We start from the raw sequence: 24,011 nt of genomic DNA, 5'->3' as shown, positions 1-24,011 counted from the left end.
AGAGATGTCAGCCAAAAACCTATTTCATGCTGCTGTCAAAGGAGCATTACTGAAGGGAAAGTGGGTAATTACAGCCTAGCCGCTCATAAATGAGATTGACTTAGCAGCAGAAAAGATTTTAGGAACTGAGAAAACAGGTTAAAAAATCGCGATCGCATTACAAATTATAAGTTTTTATTCTGTCTTCTTAGAAGTGCAAGAGCGTGTTTCTCTAGCTGTCGCACTCGTTCTCGACTAATACCCATGCGTTGACCAACCTGTACTAGCGTGAGTTCGTGTTCGCCTGCTAAACCAAAGCGCAAGGTTAACACTTCCTGCTGCTCTTGAGGCAACTTTGACAATAAGTTTTGAATATTTTGCTGAAGAAATTCTTGAACAGTATGGTCTTCAGGAGACAGTCCATTGTCCTCCAGCATATCCAGCAATTGAGTATCCTGCTGCTCTCCAATTCTCATATCTAGGGAAATAGGTTGACGAGCAAACAGTAAATACTCTCGAATCTGACTAGGTTTCAAATTGAGTGCTTCAGCAATTTCAGTCGCGGTGGGAATATGACCCAGCTTTTGAGATAGTTCTCGTTGAACACGCTTTATTTTGTTTAGCTTTTCAGCAATGTGAATGGGTAAACGAATTGTACGGGATTGTTGAGCGATCGCCCGCGTAATTCCCTGACGAATCCACCAGTAAGCGTAGGTCGAGAACTTGTATCCAAGGTTCGGGTCAAATTTCTCAACCCCTCGTTCTAACCCCAAAGTACCTTCCTGAATCAAATCCAGAAACTCTAGGTTGCGTTTCTGATATTTCTTTGCAATTGATACCACCAACCGGAGATTAGCAGTAATCATCTTTTGCTTGGCAAGTTGTCCCTGATTTAGCTGTTTGAGCAGTACTTCTTCACTCAACTGCATCTTAACAGCCCACTCTTGCAAAGTAGGCTCACGCTGTAATTTTTTAGATAGTTCTTCCTTGACAGCAAGCATTGTCATCATGTGCTGAACTTGCTTGGCGAAAAAAACCTCTTGCTCATGGGTCAATAGAGGTATACGTCCAATTTCATGTAAATAGGTACGCACCATATCAACTGGGGATGGAGATTCGTTCTTCTTAACATTGGTTATTTGAGATATCGAGTTAAGCATAATTCGGTTAACCTCTGTCAAAAAATACTATGTAGTGCTGAGAAAAACAATAAATTAAATAATTTTATCGAGGAGATTTTTCCAGTTATTTATGTTTGAGCATTGGAGTTGATGATTTTCTTGTATTAATATTTAAAATTTAAAAAATCAAAAATTAAAAACATTTAAAAAAAGTAAATAAAAATATTTTAGTAACCTATTTACGGTTATACTCATCAGTTAAAATAGGTAATATATAAACAATTATTAATTTCAATCATCATATCTTGATTCCCAAAGTATCTTTCCCTAACGCTGTTTTTTGTTTTCTCAATAGTTCATGTAATTCTTCTACTGACTCTTTTATTTTTACTCTGGTGACTCCAACCATGAATGTCTGCTCATATTTATTCCTTATTTATCTTTATCACTTTTTTAGTGAAATGGTATTAGGTGCCAATGTTGTTACTTAGGGTCTGCTGAATAGCTTTAAAACTCTTATCTTATAAGCTTTTCAGGCTGTTTTTGGAGAAAAAAGTGCAAAAGAATCAGATTATAAGACTTAAAAACTTTGCAGTGATGATTTTTTTGACTCCAAAAAATTGTCAACAATAGGGGTAAAACTGTTCCCTGTTTCCTACCCCCGCCAAAGAACTTTTTCAGCAAGCCCTACTTAGCAAACAAGGGAAATCAATCAGCTGCGAAGCTAGCTCAAAAAAATCTACAATATAGACTATGTTGGATCTGCGGGTTCGGCTGTTGGTCCCCCTAATACTGAACACAATCTTCTTTATCCAGGGTCACATTCAGAGTAATTAACTAAGCAGTGCAGTAATACATAAAAGTGCTTTCTCCCTGTGTTACTAGCTGAACCTTTTGGAGGTGTGCTACGTCTAGTTTTTATCTCTCGATGTAGCAACAAACCATAAAATTAAACTCTTGCAATACTACCCTTACTTCAAAGCTTTGTTGTGCTGAAATTCCAAGAAATGTTGGCAATAAAACTGAATGGCATATTAGTATCAATTTATAATACTGATTGACTCTCAAAAACTGCTTTTGATACCTTGCCATCCTCTATAACTGACATAGTACGCTTAGGTAGCAAGAACTTACCAAACTTAGCATACAAAGCAGGCAAAACTACTAAAGTTAACGCCGTAGAGGTAAACAATCCACCCAACACAACTATCGACAATGGTTGTAAAATTTCTTTTCCAGGACCACTCTCAACTACCAGAGGCGCTAATCCTAAAGCAGAGGTAAAAGCTGTCATCAAAATTGCATTCAGACGTTCCATTGACCCTTTAATCAGGACTTCTTTAAGTGGTATACCTTCAGCAAACTTGGTGTTGTAATTATCCACAAGTAACAAACCATTGCGAGTAGCAACTCCAAATAAAGTAATAAAACCAACCAAGGAGGCAATAGAAATAACGCCGCCAGACAAAGCTACTGAAAATACTCCCCCTACCAACGCCAAAGGCAAATTAATCATAATCATGGCGGTAGAAGGGATAGATTTGACTGACAGGTACATGATGACTGTAATTGCTACAAAAGCAATAGCACTAAAAATCAAAATATTCTGACTAGCTCTTTCTTCTGCTTCAAATTGTCCGGCGTATTGGATATAGTAACCAGCAGGTATCTGTACTTGCTGCTTAACTTTAGCTTGAATCTCATTGACTATAGAGCGTAAATCTCGACCACTAGCATTAGCAGAAACAACTATCAAACGAGAAACATTTTCTCTGTTGATAGTGTTGGGTCCAGTACCATTTTCAATTGTTGCAACCTGTGATAAGGGAATTTTTTGCCCGTTAGGAGTATCAACTAACAAATTGCGAATAGTATCTAGATTTTGTCTTGCATCTGGCTTTAACCACACAGCTAAATCGAAAGTTTGTTGTTTCTCTAAAACTTGAGATACTACTCGTCCATTCAGAGCAGTTTCAATAATTTCGGAAAGTTTGCCTACTGTTAAACCATACCGTGAAGCAGCAGGTCGGTTGAACTTAATTTGTATTTGTTCAATCGGTATTTGGGGTTCTAGTTGTAAATCTACAATCCCATTCACAGTTTTCATGACATCATCAACTTGCTGTCCAATGCTGCGGAGTTGTTCTAAATCGGAACCAAAAATTTTGACTGCGATCGCACTCCTCACTCCAGACAACACCTCATCCATACGGTGCGAGATAAAACCACCAATGTTTGGCGCTACCCCTGGTAACTTAGCAAATTCCTCCCGTAACTTCTCAATCGTCCCCTCCCTGTCTTTCATCCCTGCGTCGCTTAACTCGATATCCAAGTGTCCCAAATTCACCCCGGCTGCGTCTCCATCTCCCGGCGCACGCCCAGAACGCAATTGTACGTAGGGGAATCTAGAGTCTCCCTTGAGTGCGTGCTGAAGTGCTTCACCAGCTGCATTAGTAGCTTCTAGAGAAACTCCCGGATAAAGAGTTAGAGTATTAACCAAAGTTTGCTCCTGAAACTCTGGTAAAAATATTCTGCCAAAGGAGGGGACAATTACAGTAGCAGCCACCAAACTAGCGATCGCAGCGCCTATAACAATTCCAGAACGTCGCAGAGAAAATGTTAGTAGTGGACGATACAGCCCCTTAAAAAATCTTGCAACCCAAGGTTCTGTTTCAGGCAAGCGACCATAAGGCAATAAAATTGCACACAAAGCTGGAGTTACCGTCAATGCCGTAATACTAGAGGCTATAACTGCTGCCATATAGCCTAATCCCATTGGGATAAAAATGCTGCCTTCTACACCAGCTAAAGCAAAAACTGGAGAGAAGACAACTATGGTAATTATCGTAGCTCCAAATACTGAATCGCGTACCTCTTGACAACCGTCAAATACAACATCTAAAACCGGACGTGGGTTTGGTGAATATTTATTTTCTCGCAGGTTACGGTAGACATTCTCGGCATCGACAATTGCATCATCAACCGCTGAACCGATTGCTACTGCTAACCCCCCCAAAGTCATAGTATTTAAACCTTGTCCCAACCAGTTTAGTAATAGTACTCCTAGTAATAAAGATAAAGGTAGGGCAGTTAAACAAATAGCTAGGTTACGCCAATTCATCAAAAAAGGAATTAAAATTAAGGCAACAATAATGCTGCCTTCAATTAAAGCCTCTCGAACATTTTCAATAGAAGAATCAATGTAATTTTCCTGACGAAAAGTAGGAGTAACTTTGATATCTTTAGGCAATCCTGCTTGAATCTCTGACATCGCTGCTTCAATAGCACGGGTGACAGTAGGAGTATCGGCTTGAGGCTGTTTATTAACCATTACAATAACTGCCTTCTGACCGTTAAAACTGCCATCACCTCGTTTAATAGCTGCACCAATTTGCACATCAGCAATATCTGAGATTTTGACAGGCGTACCATTGCGGGCAGTAATTACTGATTGCTGTAATTCTTCAATAGATTCAATTCTGCCAATTCCGCGAATTAACTTTTCTCGGTCAGGAGTAATTAAATAGCCACCAGGAGCGTTAACATTAGCAGCTTTAGCTGCTTGCTCTACGTCTTCTAAAGTGACATTGAAAGCTCTTAGCTTCGCTGGATCAACTAATACTTGATATTGCCTAACATCGCCACCATACGCCACTACCTGACTAACACCAGGCACAGCTAAAAGGCGGTTTGTTACTTGCCAATCAACAATGCGCCGCACTTCCATTAAAGGAGTGCTTTGAGAGGTGAAGGCATATTGTAATACTGTGCCAATGGGAGAACTTGTAGGAGAAATTTGCGGAGTTTCTACCCCTTCGGGAAGCTTACTTTGAGCTTGTTGTAATCGCTCTGTTACTAGCTGGCGAGCTTGATAAATATCAGTGTCCCAGTTAAAAATGACTTTGACGACAGAAATTCCCGCAGCTGACGATGAGCGTACTGCTGTTACTCCTGGAGTGCCATTAATCGCACTTTCAATTGGTAAAGTTACTAAGGATTCTAATTCTTCGGGGGCGAGTCCTGGTGCTTCAGTTTGAATTTCAACTTGGGGTGGTGCAAAGCTAGGGAAAACATCCAAAGGCATTTGGATAATCGTCCGAAATATCCAAATTGTCAGGATAATTGTACCTAAGATGACTAACCAACGGCGAGCGATCGCCCATTTGATGATAGCACTCAGCATTTTTATTGTTGGGTATTTTTACTGATGATTATGACTTTTGGTTCTTCATGAGGCGCGCGGTGGTTATCATCTGAGTTTGTAGAACCATTAATAGAATCTTCTGGTACATCATAGGCAAGTTCTGCCCCTACTGGAACTAGTTGAGGCTTGCTGCGACGGCCTGCCATGAAACCTACAGCAGCTATTGCAGTTCCTCCACCTGCTCCTAGCAACCACAACGGTACTGGGAAGCTGGGCGTTTTAACTTCAGTCGCTTGTGCAGGAGCTTCTTTTGTCTCACCTGTTGGCTTAGTACCACCCCGCAATGATTGTGCATAAAGTTGTGGTGCGCGTTGAGTGACAATCATATCGCCCTCAAATAAGCCACTCTTGACCTCAACCATATCTCCAGAGGTTTGCCCTAAAGTCACTTCAACTGTTTGGTAAGCATTACCATTTTGCACGTAAACAACTTTCTTACCATTTGCGTCAACCACTGCTGAGGTAGGAATAGCTGAAATAGCAGAGGACGTTTGGTCTGTTAAGACTTCCAGCTCTGCGAACATTCCTGGTTTGAGTTGCCCGCTAGAGTTATTCACCTCTGTTTGTACTGGTACAACTCGTGTTTCTCCTTCTACCACCGTACCAATCCGGGAAATTCGTCCAGAAAAGGTACGCTCAGGCATACTGGCTACTTTTAGAGTCACCCTTTGACCAGTTTTAACTCTACCTAAATCTTTTTCATAAATGTTAGCTGTGGCAAAAAGCCGACTATCATTGACAATCGTCATCAATTTACCACCAGCATCATTAAAAGTTTGACCGATAGTAACTTCTCTATCAGCAACCTTACCAGATATAGGAGCGGTTACTGTTACTAATCCCTTAGCATTGGGAAGGTTTCCCAGTTGAGCAAGTCGAGTTTGATAACTAGTATTACTGCGATTAATATTTGACTTTGCTAGTTGAACTGATGCTTGGGCGCGTTTAAGTTGATTTTCTGCCCCGATAACGTCCCGACGGCTCTTGGCTTTGGTAAGTTCGGCTTTTGCCTGCGCTAGCTGGGTCTGGGATTCTAAGGCATTGCGTCGGGGTAAAGCACCTTCAGTGGCTAACTGTTTGTCTTTGTTGTACTTTTCTTGAGCAAAGTCAACTTGACTCTGTGCTTGAGCAATTTCAGAGGTTGCTATTTGTTGATATCGCTCGTAGTTTTGTTGAGCTAGTCTTAAGTCAGCTTCCGCCTGTTGTAAATCAGCTTGACCTTGTGCTAATTTGTCCTGAGATTCCACGCGTAATGTAACCAAGCCTGGACTAGTAACAACAGCAACAGGTTGACCAAGCTTTACTGATGCACCTGGTTCCACCAACAATTCAACAACTTTTGCCCCTTCAATTGGGGTGGTCACTTCTACTTTCTGGTTAGGAAGAGTCTCTATTTGTCCAGTGGTTTTGATGCCAATAGCTAACCTTTGACGTTGGACAGGCTCGACTTTAATCCCTAAACGTTTGGCTGTGTCGGCATCAACCTGAATAGAATTATTAGTTGAAGTGGCTTCACTTCCTCCTTGAAATTCGTCTCCATGTCCACCATGAGCCAGAACAACTGCGGGACTTGCTAATAACAGCAGGCTCAGAAATGTGCCAGAAACATAACGAATAGCTGTAGGTGTTTGGGAGCGTAGAGAATTAGACATCGCTACTAAAAGTCCTTGAGTATGGGACGGATGAAATTGTCAACGGTCAAAGTGCTTTTAAGTTTTAGAAATACACTCTTTTACCAGTTTTTCATTTAGAAATGAAATCAGGATGAAATCGAGCTTTGACCGCTCTTAAAATCAAATCGCTTTAAACATCACTGGGACTTAAGGGCAGCAAATATTTCCTGTTTATTGGCTCTGTATACTTGCTTCATGCTTCACACAGATACTTTTGCTTACTGGTTATACCAAGTTTTTCGCCACTGTTTCATTTGGTTAATCTCTGTTTGCTGTGAATCAATGATACTTTGAGCCAATTTCTTAATTTCAGGACGCTTAGACTTACTCACTGCATCTTGAGCCATCGTGATTGCACTTTCATGATGGGGAATCATTGCATTTATGAACCGCAAGTCAAACTCAGTATCGGCGGCTCCTAAGTCCATATTCATCATCATCCCTTGCATTTGTTCGTCAGGCATTGGGACTGTTTTACCTGTTTTCGCATCATAAGCCACCGGGGTACTGCTTGCTCCGGGATACCAAGCTGTGCGCCACTGTTTCAACTGAGCGATTTCTTTATCTTGATCTTTAATAATTTCCGAAGCCAACTTTTTGATTTCAGGACGTTTTGATTTCTCCTGTGCTTCCTGTGCCATTTTTACTGCGCCCTGATGGTGCGGAATCATCGCATCAATAAACCGTAAATTATAGTTAGAATCGGCTGATCCTAAATCCATTGTCATGTTGTGGTTTGTGCTACTACCATGATTCATCGGTTGCTTGTCGCTAGTATCAGTGGCAGTGGTAGTAGGGTTTGATGCTTGGTTTTGGGAAGTAGTTGTAGAACAGGCTGTTAACAGACCGATAGGAACAGAGGCGATCGCTACTAAGGTCAATGACAAAAAGCTGTTTTTCAGAGTAGAAAGTTGCATAGTGATTATCTAAATATTTCCTGATTTCATTTTGCAATCTCCAGTCAACTGGAGAGTCAACCCTAATGGTGATTTATTTTTTGCTTAAGTAATAAAATCATCTAGGTAACTGGTTGCTTGCAATGCAACTGTTGTACTTACTACATAGTTTGACAGCCGAAGATGAAATCAGGATGAAATTAAAGGTTTCTCCCCAAATTGCCAAGCTAGAGGTAGCCGATGGTCACGCAATTGGTAATCATACGTGGTATCACTGGTATCGGCATATGAACCTGTCTGTTGCTGCGCGTGAGATTGAGTCCACCGCAACAGCTATTTACCAAATTATGGGAGTAAAAACTTTTCTGTTTCGTCCGCCTTATGGCATCCTCAACAATGGTGTAGCTGATTACGCTCAAAAGAATAATTACGCTGTTCTCATGTGGTCAGATGATTCGATCAACTATCGCCGTCCTCCAGTATCTAAAACTTGTCAATAATGTGTTGAAGGACGCGAAACCTGGTGGCATAGTACTGATGCATGATGGTGGTGGCGATCGCTCACGCACTGTTAAGGCTTTACCACAAATTATCGCTTCACTTAAACAGCGTGGTTATAGGTTTGTAACCATACCAGAATTATTAGAAATACAGGTACAAAAAACACCATTGGTAACAACAGCGCAGTTTCATAAAGTGAATAAAGGTACATAAATTATTAACTCATTACTTTACCTGATCCAAGCTATCTTTGTTCTTTTTTTCTAATTATTATCTTGCTTCTTTTTTGCTAAGTTCTTCTCTTGTTTTGGTTAATGTCAATTCCTCTGTTAAGACTCGCTGATAAACCTGTGATAGCAAAGGCGTGACTTGATTATTCTCTGTACCATATCCTAAGCTTGTCCAAGTACCGGACAATATCTGTAAAACCTGATTAAGTTTTTTCTGCTTCAAAAGAGTTGTAATATCTGCTCTCCAAGCATGATGGTCACTGAGCCATGCATATACTACCTCATCTTGTATTTGTGGCTCGAAACTCTCAGGAGCTATACTTAGAGACTTGGAGAATTTGTGGTACTTATTAACTTTTTCTTGCCAGGTAGTTGTAAGGATTTGATAACGACCAGCAGCTGTACTGCACTCGCCTTTATGAGGGCCAGAAACAATTGTTATGCATTGATTGGGATGACGGCTGAGATCGGAAAAATGCTTACCACCATAAAGTAAAGTATAAGGGTTAGAATCTAGAGCTTCACTAGCTGTAATAGTTCGCATTAATGCCCGAATATAAGGATCGCCTTCTTTCATTGCTAAAGGCGGAGTGTAGTCAGAAATGCTAGAGGTTTTGCGAGTGTTAAATCCTTGCCAAAGAACAATTAACAAAACTGTAGTCAATATTCCAACAATTGTCGCTCCCCACTTAAACTTCACTTTTTTTAGCAGGAGAACTTTAGCTGGATTTAGATAGTATGTTTTCTCAACAGTTATCTTAGTAATTTTGTGAACTAATAATAGCAAAAAATTATTATTTTTTGGCATTTGCTTTTTCTATATCTTTTTTATAAATCTATAAATCTAACTATAATTTTAAGCTAATCATCTATATTTTTATTAAAATATATTGTGTTAACAAATATTTATTTATATAAGTTACTAATGTAATTAAAATTTATTATAAATAAATCAAAAATGTGCTATTGATAATTATATATTTTTCATTTACTTCTAAATTTAGATTAAACATTCTTGAGAAAATACTCAAACATCTATATATACATATCAAGATGAAATTAGGATGAAATAATTATCAGCCGTTGGAAATAAATTACAATCATGCCATTAGGAAGATGAAGTTTAACCTTGGAACCTCTTAAGTTGAGGCGAGAAAGTTTTGTCATCAGATGTGTATGGCGATAGCATAAATTATTTACCCTTTTGCTTAGTATAAAGTGATAGTACGCAGATACGACAGCGGCTTCAAACTAGAGTAGTGACCGCATAAACACAACGCAAAACAATCACTACAAGGAAAATTAAGGAGGGAGAATGGCTAATATTGGTTTATTTTTCGGCACTCAAACAGGAAATACTCAAACTGAAGCGGAAACAATTCAAAAGGAATTTGGTGGAGAAGACGTAGTAACGTTAAATGACATTTCACAAGCTGAACCAAATGATTTTAAGGATTACAGTTATATCATCATCGGTTGCCCTACCTGGAATATTGGTGAATTGCAAAGTGATTGGGAAGATTTCTATGATGAGCTAGATAACATTGACTTTAGTGGCAAAAAAGTTGCTTATTTTGGAGCAGGGGATCAGGTTGGTTATCCTGATAGCTTTCAAGATGCAATAGGGATTTTGTCAGAAAAAATTTCAGAAAAGGGTGGTGAAACAGTTGGCTATTGGTCAATAGATGGTTATGAATTTAGTGAATCTAAAGCCGTCCGCGATGGTAAATTTGTAGGTCTAGCGCTTGATGAAGATAATCAGTCTGACTTAACGAATGAACGAATTAAAGCTTGGGTTGTTCAACTCAAACAAGAGTTTGGTTTATAGAGGAGTATAAAGTCTCGTACTGGAAAGGTGCAGTTCTGAACTAGCTCTTTCGGTCAGTAAAGCTTCTTTAATTTAGGTAACGTTAATAATCATTGTTAAGCCACCCCCACCTTCCACCTCAACGTTGTCGTTTGTTGCATGATGAGCAATATGACAGTGCAGCAACCACTTACCCCGATCGCGAGCTGTCCAAATTACGTCGTAGCGTTCACCGGGAGCTACATTGATAGTGTCTTTTTCTATTTGGGCAACGGCGGGTAGAGGATTACCGTCTGTTTCAATAATTTTGAATGGGCCGCCATGAATATGCATTGGGTGGATGAAGGCATTATTTGAACCAATAAAGCGGAGGCGGATTTTTTGACCAATTTTAGCGTTGATTGTTTCAGTAGAGGGATAAGCTTTACCATTAATTGTGAAGAAGTTAGGCATTAGCCCTTCCATCGGCATTGCTGGAAAGGTGTAGCCTTGCTTTACTGTCCACTCCTGAAGCTGAACCAAAACGTCTTGATCGTAGGCAGGAGTTTTTGGTTTATTCTTGGGATCGATGATTAACGCACCGTACATCCCTAAAGTTTGCTGGCGGTCTACATCTTTGTGAGAGTGGTAAAAGTAAGTGCCTGCTTGCTTAACAGTGAACTCGTAAATATAGCTCGCACCAGGTGCAATTGGCTTTTGGGTAACATCGGCTGGCCCGTCCATGTTGTTGGGTAAAATCATGCCATGCCAATGTACTGTGGTTGATTCTGGTAAGTTGTTCTTGACTACAATCCGGACGCGATCGCCTTCAGTAACTCGAATCCGCGGCCCCGGAACTTGACGGTTGAAAGCATAAGCAGCTACTTGAACATTTGGTAGGATATTCCATTTGATCAAAGAAACATCAAGGTTAAATACTTTCACACCATTCTCTAGTTTAGGTGTTAGAGTCTGATCCCCTCGTGCATCAATGGGCGCAGTGTAGGCTATTTTTGTCAAGTCTACTGCTGCCATGTCTGCCATTGCTTCCATACTCATATCAGAGGTCATAATCATTCCTGGGGGCATGACTAAACCATTCATTTGAGTGACACTACTCATAGGTGCAGGTGGTAGCAATGATACTGGAGTCGGAAATTTGGTGCCACCCATATTCATGCCAGACATTGACTTGTTGTCGTTATTCATATTCATCCCAGGCATGGATTGGTTGCCCATATTCATTCCTGGCATTGACTCAGGCTGCATATTCCTAGCACTCATGGTAAAGTTGCCGTAGAGTGCGGCGATGAAAACACCAAATGCTAAAGCTAATAGTGTTAACAGCGTCACAGCTAGAAGTTGCGATCGCGTAGCTTTGGGTTTCATCACCATACCCGCGTGCGAATCGGCAGCAGAAGAATTCATCTCTATATTTCGACGGGTTTTCATGGTTACATTCCTTCCATAATTTGGTCTGTATCAGCATTGGATGCAGGCACTTTATCGGAAGTTGCTGTAATTCCTTCTCTTTCAGCAGCTAAACTGTGACCACCTTTACCTAATGCGCGCACGGTTCCCATGCCATGTTTTAGACCAACAGCAACTAGCCACATATTGACGGGAAAAGCAACTATAAATCCTACTAAAGTTGCCAAAGACATCACGCCCCAGAACCGAATTGAGGTTGCCTCCATCGCTGTCATATCACGGCTCATCAGGATGACCATTACTGGAATCATTCCTGCCATCACCGCATTCATTGAGAGCCATTCCGGTATAAAAGAACGCCGGACAGCTTTGAGATATGACCCACCCAGCATATCTTTCATAAACAAAGATTGAAAAACAAACAGCCCAAAGGCAAAGCCGAAAAGATACTCAGAAATCACATCAAGCCACATGGGTAGTCCAAGGGTCATGGTAATTGCGGCAGCAACGATAATTCCCGTTGCATCACCAGCTAAACAATGAATTGTCGAACCAACAGTCTGTTTCCACAATGGCTTGACAAACTCCTCATGCTGCATTGGGACTGGTTCTTTACAAGACAGAATGTACAGTGCCGCACCAATTACTCCTGTGTAAAGAGTCACTAACAACCATCCCCACTTCATTACAGTTAGTTCAGGATTACTAGTGAACGCATCCCAGGCTACATAAATTACTGAGAGAACTGTCAGACTAAACCAAACAATCAAAACAGTATCAATCCAAGCAGAACTTTTGAAGTTTGCCTCATTCATGCCAGACATATTCATGCTGGGCATATTTGAGTTGATCGCAGGCTGAGGTAAAGGTGAGTTTTGAGCAATAGAATTAGGAATTCTCTCAAGATAATCAGGTGATTTCTGACTTACTCCCAAACGAGGAGTTAATAGCACTAATCCTAGAGTTAGTACTAGTAAAACTATCCATAAAATTGATTTGGAGCGCATATTTACCTTGGAATGTACAATAAGCTAGTTCTTCAAAAGCGTATCTTCTCAAAGAGTTTTGGCTTTATAATTAGCAGAAGTTAGCGTAAGGTAAAAAATTCTTCCGCAGCTGAAGGATGAATACCAATTGTTGCATCAAAATCTTTTTTAGTAATATCTGTCCGAATAGCAAGTCCAAGACATTGAATAATCTCAGCAGCGTATTCACCAACCATATGAGCGCCGAGTACCTTATCTGATTTAGTATCAACTACTAATTTAATGAGAGTTTTCTGTTCTGGTTCAGCAATGGTATCAAAAAGAGGTTGAAACCTTTGAGAATAGCAGTGTATTGATTCCCCAAATTTTTCACGCGCTTGGGCTTCAGTCAAACCAATCGTAGCTGCTTCAGGTCGAGAAGAAAGTACTGAGGGAATGCACTCTAAATTCACAGTTCGGAGTTGATTACCAAACACCGTGTCGGCAAAAGCACGACCTGTGGCAATGGCAACAGGAGTCCAATGGGGTCGGTCGGTGCAATCTCCGACAGCAAAAATATTGGACTGGTTAGTGCAACTATACTCGTCTACTGCGATCGCTCCTTGTTTGACTTGAATACCTGCTTTTTCTAAATCAAGACCACTTAAATTAGGAACTCGACCTATGGCGCAAAGAACGGTATCTACAGTTAGAGCATCTTGTTTATTTCCTAACAAACTCAAACATAAACAGTCCTTATTTTTTTCAATTTTTTCAACAACAGTATTGCAGAAAATTTGAATACCATTTTTTATCATACTTTGCTGTACTGTAGCTCTAATATCTTCATCTCGATCTGGTAAAATACGCTCCTCGGTTACTATTAAAGTAACTTTTGAAATCAGACCGTTCAAGCTGCCAGCAAACTTCACTGCTATCTGGTCACTACCAATAATGGCAATATGCTCCGGTTGCTGCTTTATTTCAAACATCTGACGTGTAGTAATAGCATATTCAATTCCTGGAATTTCTGGTTTTACAGCTTCTCCACCTACAGCAATTAATATTTTATTAGCAGTAATCTGGCGACCCCCAACATCCAAAGTATGAGAATCTACAAATTTTGTTCGTCCCCAAATTAGGTCTACCCCTGCTTCTTCAAGATGCTGAATATGCAATTTACTCAGATGTTTAATTGCTCGGTCTTTAGCTACCATAAATTTATGCCAGTCAATGCGGTCACTCACTTTATCCCAACCATATTCGTCGGCATCTTCAAAAACGTGGGAAAAACTAGCAGCATATGCCATCAGTTTCTCAGGAATACAGCCATGAATTACACATGTACCGCCTACTTGGTCGCGTTCGGAAATTAACACACGAGCACCATGAGCAGCAGATTGTCTAGCGGCAGCAACACCTCCAGGGCCTGCGCCAATTACAAAAAGGTCATAATCAAAGCTCATAAATTATTAACTCTGTTTTTATTCATTTATATTTTTACCTTTTCACATACTGATGAAATTAATATGAAATTCTTGGAGTTTTAATTAAAAAATAATCATGCATACTCAAATGAAATCAGCATGAAATTAGTCTATGTAATTAGTAATAAATATTATTCATGCCATTAGGTAGACGCAAGCAGATTAGTTATTTTTTAATCTGAGGGCGCAGAGGCATAAATACTGTCTCATGTGAAATTGATGACTTGAAATCGGAGGTATAATTATGACGACAACCCAATCTCACCAATCCTTGCTTGAAAGTTGCATAGAGGCTTGCTTTGATTGCCTACGTGATTGCGAAAACTGTGCCGATGCCTGTTTAAGTGGCAATATGGTACAGATGATGGCTCAATGTATCAAGCTGTGCCGAGACTGTGCTGATACTTGCGCTCTGTGTGCCCGTTTTATGTCCCGCAATTCGGCTCTTCATGCTCAGATGTGCGGAGTCTGTGCTGAAGCTTGCGATCGCTGTGCCAGTGAGTGCGAGAAACACGATAGCGACCACTGTAAACGCTGTGCCGAATCTTGCCGTCGCTGTGCGGATTCTTGTCGTCAAATGGCGAAAGCTATGGCGTAAGTAGCTGTAATTGCTGACAGCTACGTTGCAAAATAATTAAAATTTATGCCACACCATGTATTACGAGACAAAATCATGCCAATCATCCACGTAATACATGGAATTTCTCAGAACGACTACTAAGTATTACACAATACGAGTAGAAAATAGAGAAGCGATTAGTGCAGCTATAGAATCTTCAACAAGAAAATTCAGCGCTCAAGGAACGGTCAGCCATTACCTTTATGCATGACGTTGTGGACTTTGAATCGATAGGTACATCGCCAACTGCTACAAATCCGCAAACGAGAAATGCGTTTGCGATTTGGTGAAGTACTAGATCGCTTTGCCTATGCAGTGTTAGAGTCTTTAAGACGGCAGACTTACTTGACTCCAGTTTAAAAAGGCTTGTTGCAATGCTTGGAGAAGTATTATCGAGTGAGCTGCTAAGAAAACTAGAAGTCAGTTTTGAGTTTGATGAAGGAAAATTCTGTTAACAACTAAGTAACAATGGCTACGCGACTTTTACCTCAGCTTGACGAGGAGTCTAAACCGGCTTGTCAATAACATTTGAGATGCGCTTACCTTGACTACCATAGTTCAAATAACAACAAAATTTTATCCGATTAACTTACCAATTTCATTTAATTTCTGTGACAAGATTTCTTGTAAAGATTCAAGTTGTTCACGACTAGCATTAGCTAAAGTTATTTCAGATAATCCACTACTGATTTTTTGAATAACTGCCTTTATTTCTTTCGATTCTGATTGTTCTGATGTTAAATACTTAGCTTTAATGTTCTTAACTAAATCGCGTGTCTCAGGTACAGTTAAACTTTCTTTTAATACCTGTTCTGTTGCTTTGATTCGTTCTATAGCTGCCTCTTGTTCGGAAATTTTCAATATTTTTGATGACAATGTTGCTAATGCCAATGCGTGAGCGCCTTTCAGTTCTTGATGACGAATTGCTTTTTTTAAATCTTCTGGCAAAGATAACATTGGTAAAAGATTGGACTTAACAGAAGCAGGATTCAACCCAAATTCTAAGAACACTAAAAATAAAGCTTGCTCTTCGTTATTAATATCCAGTACTTCTAAACCTTGTTGTTGCTCCTCACTACTGGCAATTAATAATTTTGTTAGTTCCTTTACTTGATTATTACGTTCAAGCCGCTTAAGTACAGCACCAAGAGTTGTAGCAACCTCATCCAATTCTAAACCAGTTGATTTGGTGATCTCTTTAAATATTGCTTCTGCCTTATCGAGTGGATTTAAATCTTCAAAACCTAAAAAAGTCAATAACGATGATTGGTCTAAATCCTGTGGCTGAGGTACGATTAAGGCCCGAATAGTCTCCCATCCTAATAGCTTTGCTGCTTCCCAACGTAACTGTCCGTCCAAGAGCATATAACGACCGTTATCTTGAGGAACTAAAATAACTGGTGTAATCTGCCCATGTTTTTTTAGTAATCTCGCTTTTGCCTGAATAGACTCTTGTGTAATTGTTTGTCTTGGCTGGTTAGGGTTAGGGTCAATTAAACCGGTATCAATAGCAATCTCACCTGTTTGCGTTTGCAATTGTTCGCGTAGTTTGGCGATTTCTGCCTCTAATTCTGGTGATTGCAATGCACGCAACCTTTCTACTTCAGCTTGTAAATCCGTAATTCTTTGTTCTTGATCGGTTTTCTGCACTGCCCCTTTAAATTTATCGCCTATTTGCGGTAATGCTTTTGCCATTATTTTTCCTTAATTAATGCAATGACATCATCAACAATTAATTTGAAATCTTTGCAAGCAGGATGCTTGGGACGATACTTGTGCAATGGTAATCCATAGGCACTAGCATTTTTAAACTCGTTAGAACTCCGAATTTTTGGATATAACTTTATCCCTAATCTCTCAGCAATTGCAGGTAACTGTGCTAGGTATTGCCTATGCATAGCTACTACTTCGTTATACATACTGGGAACAAACCCTAAAATTGGTGGACGTGGTTCAAGTTGTAACTCGTCACTTGTGGAAATACACCATTCAACTAACTCTGCCGAACCAGAAATAGCTTTCATTTCTAACTGTACTGGAACTAAAACATGAGTAGCAGCAGCTAAAGCATTGACATTTAGCATACCCAAAGTTGCAGGACAGTCCAAAATAATTAAGTTATGAGGTAATGAATATTTATTTAGTTTGTCTGCTAAACTGTATTCTCCACGTTTTCTGATCACCAATTCATTAGCTATTTCAGCCAACAAGGGATGTCCTTGATACACCTCAACTTTGGAATCCCAAACTGGTACTAATGACCAATCACCTTTAAAATCCTTAGACAGTAACTCTACTGTAGTTAAATTTGCTTCGGCTGGGGACAAACCACAAAACACATCCAATGAACGTTGGGGGTCTAAATCTAACATAGCTACTGTATAACCCCGCTTACTTACTTCATAGGCAATATGTGTGCTAATGGTAGACTTACCTACTCCACCAGCATTAGCCAGGAGCGCAAGAACTATCTGTTTCATAAAAATTACTCAAACTTAGTCGCAGTATATCAATGATTTGTCGGATTTTAAAATCCGACAAACATAAGTTTGAAAATTTTAATAAATGTCGGATTTCAAAATCCGACACAAGCTGAATTTCAAAAATTACATTAGGCTAATTGAGGCTAGGCTTTTTGGCGAGTCGAGAAGCTTCCTAATTTATTTGTGGTGGACGAGCCTCTCACTCATTTTTTTGTTGCCAAAATGATTACCCAAATAACTCTCGGTGCTGATAAGCAAATCGAGAAACATCCTGACTAGCCACAGGTTTAGCATAAATAGCCTGATTGCGAATTGCCTGTATCTGTTCTGACTCTCGCTCCATAGCTGGTATGAATTCTTGTCGCTGTTTCAGCAAATCCTCAAACTCAATTTCCCCTGGTCTACCTTGATGAAAAGCCTCCTCAGCACAACGACGGACTGCATTACCAATTTCTGCCGGACTGCAAATGCGATATTCAGCCAACAGTCTACGCCATTGGTCATCGCTCCAAGGTGAGTTATTGTCTCGAAATGCTGGAAAATACTTAGCTAGATGTAGATTGAAAACTTCATATCTTGCCCCTTCATGGGGTAAATCCACAAAAAAGATATCATCAAAACGGCGCACTAATTCCGCAGGTAGCATTGACAAGCGATTGACAGTAGCAATGGTATAAACTGGCTCTTGATGCTCTTGCATCCAAGTCAGTAAAGCAGCAGATAGCCGCCGTGCCACACCTCCATCTGCATTGGAGTCCCAGCCAGCAAAACCTTTATCAAAGTCATCCCAGTAGAGTACACAGGGAGCAAGGGAAGTCACCAAAGCAATAAACTCCTTTAATGCTCTGTCGGGATGAGAATCACCCAGTAGTACACCCCAATTAGCTGCTAACAATGGTAATCCCATTTTCTTCGCTGCTAACTTGGCAGAAAGGCTTTTACCAGTACCCGGTGGTCCCCATAAGAGCATCCCAGTGGGAAACTTTAATCCATATTGCTTTGCTTTAGGTTGAAGTAGACAGGTAATAGTTTCCAACCTTTTCTCCAGCAAATCTAATCCCCCGGCTGAAGGTACATCCGGTTGAGCAATGTACTCTAAACCCCGTCCCCGCAGTTTGCTAACTTTATGCTTTAGCACTAATTGGGCAATTTCCTCAATCTGCTCTGCAAAACGCAGATATTGCTGTAGTAGCATATTTATCTCGCCTATGGGTAAACCCTGACAGGCACGTAAGAGCAATTGCAGCGCTTCTGTTTTTTCTGTTGTCTTTAACCAAGAATGGTGATGGGGTATGGTGGGGCATAGGCGATCGCACTCCGCAAACTGCTGAAGCCGGGAATGACTATGCCCAACCCAGGTATCACAAAACTGCTCTACAACCATCTGCACCTGCTGTTGGTCTGGAAGTGGATTTGACAGTACAGGAATAAAAGGCTGTAATTCTAGAGATAGTTGAACGTAAGTTTCTAATAACACCCAGTAATGATGTTGCTGACTCCAGAGAGTTTGATGACAGCCATTGAGTAATTGATAGCTACGTTTTTGACTTATTTTGCTACCATCATCCTCATTTAGCACTCCCTCCAGTAAATAAATGCCTGGTTGGTATTCCTCCAGAAGATACTGAATAATGTCCCCGTTTTTACCTTTGTCAGTTGACTGTAAGATGTACTGACCTTGATGTTGAATTAATTTCTGTAGTCCACAGTAACCAGGATTCCAGACAAAGACTGACAAAGACCGCTCCTCACCCCAATGGTAAAACTGCTGTAATATCTGTATTCTGTCAGGCGTATGATACTCCACAGCCACAATTGGAGTATTTTGGTCAGCCAGAGCAGGCCAGTCTGTTATCAATTTCATAAATCTGACTTTAACAACTTACTTTTCCCTTTTAGAGCAAATTTATTACTGGTGCTTTAGCCACACGGATAATTATTACTAACTGGTTGGCTATATTTCTTGTGTAAAAAAGAGCGATCGCCTCCAGCACAGCGTTAATTTCGGAAACTGCTCCTAGTGCGTTTCTTTATCTCTTAATTCCAAAGTATAAATTTGTCGTCGCAGCAAAGACAGGTTTGAAATCGCAAAAAAATGAAATTGAAATGAAATGGATGTGAAAGCCGCGATTGCGGCAAGGAGGTGAAAAATTTACTTGATTAAAGGAAGCTGTAAAATGGCGTACGCAAAGCGCTCCGAAGGAATCGCTAAAGCTCAAACCAATAACAACAATCGCAATGGAGCTAATGCTAAAACATCTGCCAAAACTAATGGCACATCCGCTACAACTAAATCAAAGGTAGCAAATGCTTCACCACAAGAAGAGGCATTAGCATTGTTGAAGGAATTGCGGAACCTAATCTTCAAAGAATACGGCGTTAAATTGCAGCTACGGGATTCGCGTGTTTCAACTAAAATAGGTCATGCAGCCCGTGAAAAACTCGGACTTGACATTGCTGCTCAGGTGAAAAAGAAAGGTGGTAACAAAAAGTTTGATTGGCAGAAATGGAATACCAAATTATTTACTAAATTGTTTGGACAACCAGATGCACTCAAATATGCACCAGAAGTAGTGGCAATTTTCATGAGTATGCTCTACGACACTATTAGCACTGACCCAGAGCAAGCAATAGCAGATTTAGTTGAATTCAACCGTGCATCTCTGGAACGTCGTAATTCTTTCCAAGAACAGGAAGAGGAAGAACTTGACGATTTAGATGATGAACTGGACGAAGACCTGGATGAAGATGAGGAGGATGAGGATATCGAAGATGAACTCGACGAGGATTTAGATGAAGATGACGAATTAGATGAAGAAGATGAAGACGAGTAAATAATTCCGACTTATTCTCAGTAATTTACAGAATAATAACCCAAAATAACCATGTATTGCCTCAAACAATACAGGTTATTTTTTTGCAGAATAAAGAATTGAAAATGGAGCGAATTGCATCTTTCGATGCTGTTTCTATGAGAAAAATACTAAATATCAAGGAGTAATTCTCATGGTTAACGCTAACGCTCGCAAAACTGCTAAACCAGCACGCAAAGTTGAAAGGCATATTCCTGCTTTAGAACGAGTAATGACTTATCAGGAAAAAGTACACCTGATGGTAATTGAAGTATTGCGGGAAGAATCAGGAAGAGAATTAGCAGCAGCAGCCAGATTTAACGGACAAGAGTTTGATTGGGACAAACACAATTCCCACTTCCGTAAGGACTATGTAAATACACCATTAAAAGAACTGGTGAATTATGCCCGCAAACTTTACGGCTTGAATAATCTTGATGAAATACGAGATAGACGTGCTTCTCATAAAGCTGCTCGGTCTAAACGTATGGATGGACTCAATAGTTTAAGTAGCAACTCTGATGACTTGATAAATGACGATTTTGAACAAGATGAAGATGACGAAGATATAGAAATTGACGATTAATTACGATGCCCTGAATTATCTAATTCGGGGCATTCTATTTCCCGCCCACCCGCATCCAAAAAACAGAATTGAATGCAGCGATTGCTGCTGAATTAAAGAGATTCAAAAGTGAACTCTAAGTCAGAAGGCATCTGTCGATGCTGTCTAGGTGAGATTTAGTAATTCGTTAATCAAAGGATAATCAAATGACTCGTAATCAGCAACAAACAAAAGCGTTGGATCAGGTAGTAGGATATCAGGATAAAGTGCGATTAATGGTACTGGAAGTTTTACGTGAGGAATCAGGCAGAGAACTTGCTGCTCAAGCACGTTTTAATCAGCAAGAGTTTGATTGGAACGAACATAACATTCACTTTCGCCAGGACTATAGCGAAACTCCCATCAATGAACTACTAGCATACGCCAAACGTCTGTATGGACTGAAAGATTTGGATGCAGTACGGGAGCGGCGCAAAGCTCATAAACAACAACGTACAGCTAGATGGGCTGAAGCTTCATAATTACCTGCTGGCTCTCACAGTAGCCCCACTAAAATGTGGGGTAACTTTTTTGCCCACCCACCCTCAACCGTAAAAGCTTTATTTTACCGAAGATGCAGGTTCGCACCCCACCCCACCAAATGTTGTAATTGTCCGACTGGAAAGTTTACTAGTCATTAACTCATTAATCTGCTGGTTTGAAAGTTGAGTTGGCTTGACTTCAACTGTGGGTGCAGTTCCTCCCCTGTTGACTTGAATAATGGAATTAGCCCAATAAAACTGCTGCTGGTCAGGTTGGGAATAAACAGGATAACAGCCTTTCGAGGCGATCGCTAATTTATGCTCTACGCTAGAAACTGATGGTAGAGAAATACCAGCACGAGCTAATTTTGCCTCTCCTACTGGCCCCCACAAACGCAATTGTTGATTTACACAACGTTTTCCATCCTTGAGAGGGGCAATAATGTTGCCACAAACTTTAACATCCACGTCATACATCGGTGGATAATCAGGCACAGTTTGAGCTTGAGCTTGAGTCGTATTCTTCTCATCCTTGCCACTGACATTTACAGTAGCAGGGGTACAAGCTGTAATTATACCTCCTATTACTAGCAGCCAAAGCCAGTTAACTTTGCAGGTAAACATCTGCTGAATCCTCTTCTACGATTGAGAAATTGACAACTAATTTTTTAACTTAAACTTTGCCCATTTTGAAACCTGGAGTTTTTAAGGAGAGTGTATTATTCGGTTGTGGCTTGAGTTCTGAGCTTTACTCTAATTCCAAAAAACTATGGTTTTCAAGGTAGACGCGGTTTAGATACAAACTGGCGTTGATTGCTAGGTGATGTCCATAACGTGCAGAACCCGGATGAGGCTTTTCTGCTACTTGCTCCAATTTCCAGTGTTACCCCCAAACGCTTGACATCCTTAGCACAAGAAAGTTGACCGTTTTGGTCACGACTGAGTAAATCTTGATTCCATTGCATTAGGTTGTGAGCAAACTTACCTTCATTACTGGTTGCCCATTCCAAAGCATTGGCTTCCTCTTGGGTCAGTTGGCGTGGCCCGGCAGGATCTAGATGACTGGATTGATACCAAGACATTCCACCTATACTTACCAGTCCGCCTACTCCAGCTGCAATTAATAGCAGTATTCCCGCAGCAATTAGAGAGGGAACTGAATGAATAGCACGCTCAAATTCAGTACGCCTAATTAATGCCGCCACTGACTGAGCGATCGCTTTTTGCTGACCTTTTACTGCTGCCTTTTCATATGTCTGGAGATGGTCATAAAGCTGCGTTTGCCACAGGTCAAACATTGCTTCCATTTCTTTGGGATTGTCTTCCAACAGCACTTGTAGCCTGCCAGTAGCAATCATCATCAGAAATGCTGGGTCATCAGGGTCTAGTCCAGTTTGGACTACTATTTCCCAAACCCTAGCTTTAAATGAATCATCTTTACCTCGAATGGCTAAATCTAATAAAGTTGGGTAAGGAATTTGGCTCAGTCCTTTGCCTCTAGCGGCTACTGAATCCAAAAATTCATCGTCTAAATCGAGTTCTTCAGTGTGAGAATTACTCATATCTGTATTTGCTTTTAGCTGGAAAAGAGGTAAATATTTTGCTAAGGTGAACCACAAGTACAGTTCTCAAATCTGTCCCAACTGTGGCACTCATACTGGCAAAAAACTGCTCTCGGAGAGACGGCATTCCTGTTGTGAATGTGGGTATCAAACAACTAGAGATCGTGCTGCGGCACAAGTACTGTTACAGAGAGGGTTGGAATCGATAAATAGTACCGATGGACAATCGGGGAAAGAAATTGCCTGTGAAGTCGTACTGTCGGGGGTGCAATGCCTAGATAAGTGGCGCGGCGTAGGAATGCTTAATCGCGAGGTTAAGAAGCCCACACCTACCTGATAAGCAGGTATGTGGAGGATGTCACATTACTTCTTGGTAGCAACTTTGCCGTTGACATTAGCATCATCAACTTTTTCTGTTGGGGAAGTAATTGAAGCTGCCGGAAGGTTCCAGATTTTAGCTTTCTCAATTTCGTCAGAAGCTTTTTTGAGAAAACTGTGTAATCGCTGCTTACCCAATACACCTAACTCTCCATAATCTCTAGCCGCAGAAAAATTTATCTGATTGGCATCAAGTATATCCCGTTCTCGATAGCTGAACTTAGGAAAATTGATGACAGCTACTTTATAAGCTTTGATTAAATCCTGTAAATCCTTACGTCCATCTACGTGTTTCCAGTCATCGCATAAACCACAATTGCGTACAAAGATATGCTTGACTTTGTTTTCAAAGCGTTCTAGAGATTGCATAAATAATTGAACGCTGTCATATCCACCACTACAAACAAACCATTTGTATATTTTGACCTTATTTTTCCCAGTAAGTTCTAGGATTTGATTACGCTCAATCCAATCAGTTACTGCTGGGTATACTTGAGCAGGTAAATTGACAATGACAGAAGTTGTTAGTGCTAAATTAAAAATTTCATCAGCATCGTAAGCTTTACGCTCTGATTCGCTAAAAACTGCTATTTTATGATTATCTGGGTAAAATGCGCCCACATCTGGATTACTTTGGTCTGCTTCTACCAACTCATAAGAGAGTTTATTGTCAATGCAGTATTGCACCATAACCCGTGCAAACAAAGACTTGCCAACTCCACCTTTTTCACCATCCATGAAGTGAATTGCTGCCATTT

22 protein-coding genes are annotated in these 24,011 nt (G+C 40.4%); 8 read left to right on the top strand and 14 right to left on the bottom strand.

Features of this window, described 5'->3' with window-relative positions:
* Nucleotides 1-164 precede the first annotated feature (164 nt).
* From U2718_RS17340 to U2718_RS17325, 4 genes are all read right to left on the bottom strand, one after another.
* Nucleotides 165-1,139, bottom strand: a complete 975-nt coding sequence (locus U2718_RS17340) for an RpoD/SigA family RNA polymerase sigma factor (RefSeq protein WP_342001600.1) — start codon at nt 1,137-1,139, stop codon at nt 165-167.
* Nucleotides 1,140-2,145: 1,006 nt separating this feature from the next.
* Nucleotides 2,146-5,283: an efflux RND transporter permease subunit gene (locus tag U2718_RS17335; protein WP_342001602.1), complete on the bottom strand. Its 3,138-nt coding sequence runs from the start codon at nt 5,281-5,283 to the stop codon at nt 2,146-2,148.
* A 2-nt stretch (nt 5,284-5,285) separates the two neighbouring features.
* Nucleotides 5,286-6,956 carry an efflux RND transporter periplasmic adaptor subunit gene (locus U2718_RS17330; RefSeq protein ID WP_342001604.1) on the bottom strand — a complete coding sequence of 557 codons (1,671 nt, stop codon included), beginning with the start codon at nt 6,954-6,956 and terminating at the stop codon, nt 5,286-5,288.
* Nucleotides 6,957-7,195: 239 nt separating this feature from the next.
* Nucleotides 7,196-7,894, bottom strand: coding sequence for a DUF305 domain-containing protein (locus U2718_RS17325; protein WP_342001606.1), 699 nt, complete (start codon nt 7,892-7,894; stop codon nt 7,196-7,198).
* A 122-nt stretch (nt 7,895-8,016) separates the two neighbouring features.
* On the opposite strand from U2718_RS17325, the gene U2718_RS17320 reads away from it, so the two are divergent.
* Together U2718_RS17320 and U2718_RS17315 are read left to right on the top strand one after the other, a co-directional pair.
* Nucleotides 8,017-8,373, top strand: a complete 357-nt coding sequence (locus U2718_RS17320) for a polysaccharide deacetylase family protein (protein ID WP_411813315.1) — start codon at nt 8,017-8,019, stop codon at nt 8,371-8,373.
* Nucleotides 8,324-8,587 (top strand): hypothetical protein, encoded by a 264-nt coding sequence (locus U2718_RS17315; protein ID WP_411813318.1) that lies wholly within the window; start codon nt 8,324-8,326, stop codon nt 8,585-8,587. Before U2718_RS17320 ends, U2718_RS17315 begins: the two co-directional genes overlap by 50 nt.
* Before the next feature lie 57 nt (nt 8,588-8,644).
* On the opposite strand, the gene U2718_RS17310 is transcribed toward U2718_RS17315, so the two are convergent.
* On the bottom strand, nt 8,645-9,412 hold the full coding sequence (locus tag U2718_RS17310) for a glycoside hydrolase family protein (RefSeq protein ID WP_342001607.1): 768 nt from the start codon (nt 9,410-9,412) through the stop codon (nt 8,645-8,647).
* A 507-nt stretch (nt 9,413-9,919) separates the two neighbouring features.
* Here U2718_RS17310 and fldA point away from each other — a divergent pair.
* Entirely contained in the window at nt 9,920-10,432 is a 513-nt protein-coding gene (fldA, locus tag U2718_RS17305) for a flavodoxin FldA (RefSeq protein ID WP_342001609.1), read from the top strand.
* A gap of 72 nt (nt 10,433-10,504) precedes the next feature.
* Here the strand turns inward: fldA and U2718_RS17300 are convergent, their stop codons facing one another.
* The 3 genes from U2718_RS17300 to gorA form a co-directional block, all read right to left on the bottom strand.
* On the bottom strand, nt 10,505-11,842 hold the full coding sequence (locus tag U2718_RS17300) for a copper oxidase (RefSeq protein ID WP_342001610.1): 1,338 nt from the start codon (nt 11,840-11,842) through the stop codon (nt 10,505-10,507).
* Nucleotides 11,843-11,844: 2 nt separating this feature from the next.
* A complete protein-coding gene (locus U2718_RS17295) occupies nt 11,845-12,828 on the bottom strand; it encodes a DUF4396 domain-containing protein (protein ID WP_342001612.1) in 984 nt (327 codons plus the stop codon).
* Between the two features lie 80 nt (nt 12,829-12,908).
* Nucleotides 12,909-14,252 (bottom strand): glutathione-disulfide reductase, encoded by a 1,344-nt coding sequence (gene gorA, locus U2718_RS17290; protein ID WP_342001614.1) that lies wholly within the window; start codon nt 14,250-14,252, stop codon nt 12,909-12,911.
* Between the two features lie 265 nt (nt 14,253-14,517).
* Here gorA and U2718_RS17285 point away from each other — a divergent pair, with 265 nt between their 5' ends.
* Nucleotides 14,518-14,871, top strand: a complete 354-nt coding sequence (locus U2718_RS17285; protein ID WP_342001616.1) for a four-helix bundle copper-binding protein — start codon at nt 14,518-14,520, stop codon at nt 14,869-14,871.
* A gap of 597 nt (nt 14,872-15,468) precedes the next feature.
* Here the strand turns inward: U2718_RS17285 and U2718_RS17280 are convergent.
* The 3 genes from U2718_RS17280 to U2718_RS17270 all read right to left on the bottom strand — a co-directional run bounded on the left by U2718_RS17280 (nt 15,469) and on the right by U2718_RS17270 (nt 19,239).
* Nucleotides 15,469-16,587, bottom strand: a complete 1,119-nt coding sequence (locus tag U2718_RS17280; protein ID WP_342001617.1) for a ParB/RepB/Spo0J family partition protein — start codon at nt 16,585-16,587, stop codon at nt 15,469-15,471.
* Entirely contained in the window at nt 16,587-17,372 is a 786-nt protein-coding gene (locus U2718_RS17275; RefSeq protein ID WP_099068970.1) for a ParA family protein, read from the bottom strand. Before U2718_RS17275 ends, U2718_RS17280 begins: the two co-directional genes overlap by 1 nt.
* A gap of 229 nt (nt 17,373-17,601) precedes the next feature.
* Complete coding sequence (locus U2718_RS17270; protein WP_342001623.1) at nt 17,602-19,239, bottom strand: ATP-binding protein; 1,638 nt, start codon at nt 19,237-19,239, stop codon at nt 17,602-17,604.
* A gap of 313 nt (nt 19,240-19,552) precedes the next feature.
* On the opposite strand from U2718_RS17270, the gene U2718_RS17265 reads away from it, so the two are divergent.
* From U2718_RS17265 to U2718_RS17255, 3 genes are all read left to right on the top strand, one after another.
* Entirely contained in the window at nt 19,553-20,209 is a 657-nt protein-coding gene (locus tag U2718_RS17265) for a primosomal protein (RefSeq protein ID WP_342001624.1), read from the top strand.
* Between the two features lie 172 nt (nt 20,210-20,381).
* Nucleotides 20,382-20,813, top strand: coding sequence for a hypothetical protein (locus U2718_RS17260; protein ID WP_342001625.1), 432 nt, complete (start codon nt 20,382-20,384; stop codon nt 20,811-20,813).
* A 185-nt stretch (nt 20,814-20,998) separates the two neighbouring features.
* The gene (locus U2718_RS17255) at nt 20,999-21,313 is read left to right on the top strand and encodes a hypothetical protein (protein WP_342001627.1); all 315 of its coding nucleotides are present in this window, start codon (nt 20,999-21,001) and stop codon (nt 21,311-21,313) included.
* Nucleotides 21,314-21,391: 78 nt separating this feature from the next.
* Here U2718_RS17255 and U2718_RS17250 read toward each other — a convergent pair whose 3' ends face one another.
* Together U2718_RS17250 and U2718_RS17245 are read right to left on the bottom strand one after the other, a co-directional pair.
* The gene (locus tag U2718_RS17250) at nt 21,392-21,937 is read right to left on the bottom strand and encodes a hypothetical protein (protein ID WP_342001629.1); all 546 of its coding nucleotides are present in this window, start codon (nt 21,935-21,937) and stop codon (nt 21,392-21,394) included.
* A 152-nt stretch (nt 21,938-22,089) separates the two neighbouring features.
* Nucleotides 22,090-22,875 carry a DUF6753 family protein gene (locus U2718_RS17245; RefSeq protein ID WP_342001631.1) on the bottom strand — a complete coding sequence of 262 codons (786 nt, stop codon included), beginning with the start codon at nt 22,873-22,875 and terminating at the stop codon, nt 22,090-22,092.
* Between U2718_RS17245 and U2718_RS17240 the strand changes: the two genes are divergently transcribed.
* Complete coding sequence (locus tag U2718_RS17240) at nt 22,874-23,212, top strand: zinc ribbon domain-containing protein (protein ID WP_342001749.1); 339 nt, start codon at nt 22,874-22,876, stop codon at nt 23,210-23,212. The two genes, U2718_RS17245 and U2718_RS17240, sit on opposite strands and share 2 nt — an antisense overlap.
* 26 nt (nt 23,213-23,238) lie before the next feature.
* Here the strand turns inward: U2718_RS17240 and U2718_RS17235 are convergent, their stop codons facing one another.
* The gene (locus U2718_RS17235) at nt 23,239-24,009 is read right to left on the bottom strand and encodes a mobilization protein (RefSeq protein WP_342001633.1); all 771 of its coding nucleotides are present in this window, start codon (nt 24,007-24,009) and stop codon (nt 23,239-23,241) included.
* Nucleotides 24,010-24,011: the final 2 nt, after the last annotated feature.

The organism is Chlorogloeopsis sp. ULAP02 (genome assembly GCF_038404745.2).
In the GTDB taxonomy this organism is placed as follows: domain Bacteria; phylum Cyanobacteriota; class Cyanobacteriia; order Cyanobacteriales; family Nostocaceae; genus Chlorogloeopsis.
This window is presented reverse-complemented; position numbering and strand designations above follow the sequence as displayed.